This window comes from Frankia sp. CeD (genome assembly GCF_000732115.1).
GTDB lineage: Bacteria > Actinomycetota > Actinomycetes > Frankiales > Frankiaceae > Frankia > Frankia casuarinae.
This window is the reverse complement of the sequence record NZ_JPGU01000052.1, coordinates 1-5,161: the sequence shown is the minus strand read 5'-3', so window position 1 is coordinate 5,161 and position 5,161 is coordinate 1. Positions and strand designations below refer to the sequence as shown.

Genomic DNA, 5,161 nt, shown 5'->3' with positions numbered 1-5,161 from the left:
CCCGCCGCAGCAGCAAACACGCTCTCGTCGCGGTCTCCCACGCCATGCTCATGATCGCCTGGCATCTGCTCCACGACCAGACCACCTACCGCGACCTCGGCCCCGACTACCACCAGCGCCGCCAGGACCCCGAACACCAGACCCGCAAGCTCGTCCACCAGGTCTCCCTGACAGCCTCACCCTGAGTCATTTTGACTCAGTACTAGCACGTCGCCCGGCGTGTCCTCGCCGCCCGGGAAGGTCATCGCTCGTGTTTCGCCCTGTTCATGACAGTCATATTGACTAACTTGTCATGCGACATTAAGGTCATGACAGCACGTTGGCAGGCGGTTGTCATGGCCCGGACGACGACAACCCGAGGACTGTGCAGGGCGTCGGCCGGCGACGCGTGCGGAGACGAGAGGGGCGCAATGCGCATCCCGGACGGCCTGACCGACCTACCAGAGACCCTCACCGACGTGCTGCGACGGCGGGCTGCTGCGCAGCCGGATCGGGAAGCGTTCACCTTCCTACCGGACGACCTCGGCAACGGCGCGCGCACACATGCCACCTACGGCATGCTGGACCGCCGTGCCCAGCAGATCGCCGCGGGACTCCGGGCGGCAGGCCTCGCCGTCGGGGACCGGGCGCTGCTGCTCTACCCGCCAGGGCCTGAGTACCTCGTCGCGTTTTTTGGCTGCCTATACGCGGGCGTTGTTGCCGTCCCCGTCTACCCGCCCGATCTCGAGCGGTGGGAGCGCGGCGTACAGCGGCTGCGCGCGGTCGCCGCCGACGCCGACTCGCGGTGCGTGCTTACCACGGCCGACCTCGCCGCCCTCGCCGGAGACCTCCTGGCCGAGCACGCGCCAGAGCTACGCCAGGTCGACTGGTTGGCGACGGACACCCTGCCTGACCGGATGCCTGACACCGAGCAGCCAGCAGCGCTCCGCGGAGCCAGCCTCGCCTTCCTGCAGTACACCTCCGGCTCCACAGGCGACCCCCGGGGCGTCCGGCTCACCCACGCGAACTTGCTGCACAATCTTGGGCTGATCAGCGACTACTTTGGACTCGACGCTCAGAGCCATGGCGTAATCTGGCTTCCGCCGTATCACGACATGGGACTGATCGGCGGGGTGCTCGGCCCGGTCTACGGCGGGTTCCCGGTCACCTTGATGACCCCGATGGCGTTCCTGAGCGACCCGATGCGCTGGCTCCGGGTGATCTCCGAGACTCGGGCCGCCGTCAGCGGTGGACCGAACTTCGCGTTCGAGCTGTGCGCACGGCGCGCGACCCCGGAGAACACCCGCGGCCTCGATCTCACCGACTGGCAGATTGCGTTTTGCGGCGCGGAGCCCGTGCGTTCCTCGACGCTCGACCGTTTCACCGATGTCTTTGCCCCATTCGGCTTCCGCCGACAGGCCTTCTACCCCTGCTACGGCCTTGCTGAGGCGACCTTGATCGCGACCGGTGGACGCCGAGCCGACCCGCCGACGGTACGAGAGTTCGCCGTCGACGAGCTCGCGGCTGGGCGGGGTGTGCCAGCGCCCGGCGGGCGGCCGCTCGTGGGCTGCGGGCGTACCGCTCCCGACCAGCGCCTGCTGGTGGTCGATCCGCAGACCCGGATGCCGCTCGCCGACGGAGTCGTCGGCGAGGTGTGGCTCAGTGGGCCGAGCGTGGCGAGCGGCTACTGGAACGCGCAGCCGCGAGATGCCGAGACATTCGCCGCCCGGCCGACGGACATGGACGGCGCGTGGCTGCGCACGGGCGACCTGGCCTTCGTCCTCGACGGCGAGCTGTTCGTCACGGGCCGCCAGAAGGATCTGATCATCGTCCGTGGCCGCAACTACTACCCGCAGGACATCGAGCTCACCGCGGAGAGCAGCCATCCGGCGCTCCGGCGCGGCGGCGTCGCGGTGTTCCCGGTCACCGTGGCCGGTACCGAGGCTGTCGTGGTTGTACAGGAGGTCGATCGGCGCCACGGGGGCGACGACTGGGCGGACATGGCCGCGGCGGTGCGCGCGGCGATCGGAGCGCACCACGACCTGGCGGCGCACGACGTCGTTCTCGTGCCAGCCGGGACCGTCCCCAAGACCTCCAGTGGCAAGGTCCAGCGGCGGGCCTGCCGCGCGGCGTACCTCGCCGGCGAGCTGCCCCGGCTGACGCCAGCCGAGCTGCCGGCCGACCGGGCGTCGGGAACCGAGAGCCCCTGGACTCCGGCGGCATGGGAAGCCCTCGATCCCGACGCGCGTGCGGACGCGCTCGAGCGGCGCCTCCAGGTGCTGGTCAGCGAGTACATCGGCGTGCCGCGCGGGCGGACGGCGCTCGACGCCCCGCTGCCGGCCCTCGGGTTCGACTCGCTCGGCGCGGTCGAGCTGGCCGAGCGGCTGAGCGCCGAGATCGGCATCGGCGTCCCGGTGTCAATGGTTCTCACGGGCTCCATCCAGAAGGTGGCGGCGCAGATCGTCGCGCGGTTGCGGGAGCGGCCGGCGCCGCTCGGGCTGGCCAGCACCGAACCGGTGGCCACCCCTCGGCCNGCGATGACTGAGGGCCAGCGGGCTCTGTGGTTCCTGCAGCAGCTGGAACCGGAGAGCACGGCGTATGTGATCTCCCGTGCTGTGCGCCTCACGGGAGATCTGGACGTCAGGGTCCTGCGCGACGCCTTCGTGACCCTGACGGCCCGGCATGACGCGCTGCGGACCTGCTTCCCGGCGGCGGAGGGAGAACCGGCGCCGCACGTTCCCCTCGCGGTGGAGCCCGACTTCACCAGCCGGGACGCCATCGGCTGGACCGAGGACAAGTTCGCGGCGGAACTCGCGCGAGCCGCGAGCGAGCCCTTCGACCTGGCGCGCGGACCGCTGCTGCGGATTCGCCTCCTGCGAACCGGCGCCGACACGCACCACCTAGTTCTTGCCGCGCACCACCTCGTGGTCGACCTGTGGTCACTGTCCATGCTGGTGAGCGAGCTACGTGTTTGTTACGAAGCCGGCCGGCACAGCAGGTCCGCCGAACTCGCTCCGGCGGCCGACTTCCAGGCCTACGCTCGGTGGCAGCAGTGTCAGACGGACAATCCACGTAGGGAGGAGGACTGGCGGTTCTGGAGNCGGCATTTNGCCGCTCCACTGCCGCTGCTATCCCTCCCNGCCCCCNCGGCCCCCGCGGCCGCCGGGCAGTCGCGATCCGCCGCTGGGTTCGCCTTGGACCCGGAACTCTCCGAGCGGGTGCGTCAGTTTGCATCCGACCGAGGTACGACTGTATTCACCGTGCTTTTGGCTGGCTATACGGCGCTGCTGCACCGCCTGACGGGGCAGGACGATGTAATTGTCGGCATTCCGGTGGCGATGCGCGACTGGCCGGGCTCGCCGGAGTTCGTGGGTTACGCGGTGAACACCTTGGCGATCCGCAGCGATCTGTCGGCCGGGCCGGACTTCGACGGGCTGGTCACGCAGACAGCCCGCGTCCTCGGCGCTGCCTTGGACCATCGAGAGCTGCCATTCCCGGTCATGGTCGAGCGGCTCCGTCCACACCGCAGCCTCGGCCGATCTCCTGTCTTCCAGACCATGTTCGTGCTGCAGAACCTCAGAGCCGCGCGAGACTCCTCACTGGGCGCCTTCGCGGTCGGCGCCGCAGGGGCCCACCTGGACCTCGGCGGACTCGAGGTCGTCCCGGCAGAACTGCCCGCGGCGGACAGCCAGTTCGACCTCAGTTTCGTCCTCGCCTCCACGGATGAGGCCCTCGTCGGCCGGATCGAGTTCGACCCCTCGCGTGTGGACGCGGGCGTGGCCGAGTCGCTGGGAGAGCGGTTCGCCGCGCTGCTGACCGACGCCGTCGAGCATCCCGCGGTGCCGGTGGCACGACTATCGAACCTCACGGCCGTGGAGCGGCGACGCACCCTCGACGAGTGGAATCGCACCGACCGCGACTTCCCTGCGGACACGTGCCTGCACGATCTGGTGTCGGCGCAGGCCGCCCGCACGCCGCGGGCCGCAGCGCTGCGGCACGGCGAGAACGTCGTGACGTACGCCGAGCTGCAGGAACGGGCCGACGGGATGGCCGCCCGGCTGCGTGGGCTCGGTGTGGGCGTCGGCGACCGGGTGGCGGTCTTCCTGAACCGGGGCGCCGAATTGGTGGCCGGCCTGCTCGCCGTGCTGCGCACCGGCGCCGCGTACGTGCCGCTGGACCCGCGCTATCCCAGCGCGCGTATCGCGATGATCCTCGCGGACGCGCAGGTGAGCGCGGTCCTTACGATGCGCGAACTGCGGGCGAGCCTGCCGCGGACCGACGCCGTCAAGCTGCTTGTCGACGCGGCCGGCGCGCCTCCCGCAGCCCAGCCTCCCGCCGGCCCGCGTCCGGGTGATGCCGCCTACATGTTGTTCACATCGGGTTCCACCGGGCGGCCGAAGGGCGTCGTCATCGCCCATCAGAGCGCGGTCAACCTGGTCCGGTGGGCGTTGGAGGAATTCCGCCGGGACGACCTGGCGGGGGTGCTGGCCACCACCTCGGTCTGCTTTGACCTGTCGGTCTTCGAGCTGTTCGTCCCGCTGGCCTGCGGCGGCACCGTCATCCTCGCCGAAAACGCGCTTGACCTGCCGGAGCTCCCCGCCCGAGAGGCCGTGACCCTGGTCAACACGGTCCCCTCGGCGATCGAGGAGCTGTTGAATTCTGACGGCCTGCCTCGCACGGTCCGCGTCGTCAACCTGGCCGGGGAGCCGCTCGGCTCCGCACTCGTCGACCGTGTGCTCACGGCCGGCGCTCCCGACCGGGTCGTCTACAACCTCTATGGCCCGTCGGAGACCACGACGTATTCCACTTTCGCCCGCCTGACGGCTGGTGTGGTTGTGTCGGTGGGCCGGCCGGTGGCGAATACGCGGGTGTTCGTGCTGGATGGGGGTTTGGCGCCAGTGCCGGTGGGGGTGTGTGGTGAATTGTTTATCGGTGGCGNGGGGGTGGCATGGGGGTATTGGGGTCGTGCGTCGTTGACGGCGGAGCGATTCCTGCCGGATGTGTTTGGTGGTGGGGGCCGGTTGTATCGGACGGGTGATGTGGTGCGGTGGCGTTCGGATGGGTGTTTGGAGTTCGTGGGCCGTATTGATCACCAGGTGAAGGTGCGGGGTTTTCGTATCGAGCTGGGTGAGGTGGAGTCGGTTGTGCGGGCGCACGCGGGGGTGCGTGCGGGGGTGGTGTC

1 protein-coding gene and 1 pseudogene are annotated in these 5,161 nt (G+C 69.9%); both read left to right on the top strand.

The annotated features are described in order from the left end of the window. Nucleotides 1-185, top strand: a pseudogene (locus CED_RS24450) (IS110 family transposase); the annotation flags it as partial. Nucleotides 186-410: 225 nt separating this feature from the next. Continuing rightward, nucleotides 411-5,161, top strand: a 4,751-nt coding sequence (locus tag CED_RS18810) for a non-ribosomal peptide synthetase (RefSeq protein WP_035912849.1), incomplete at its 3' end; no start/stop codon positions are given.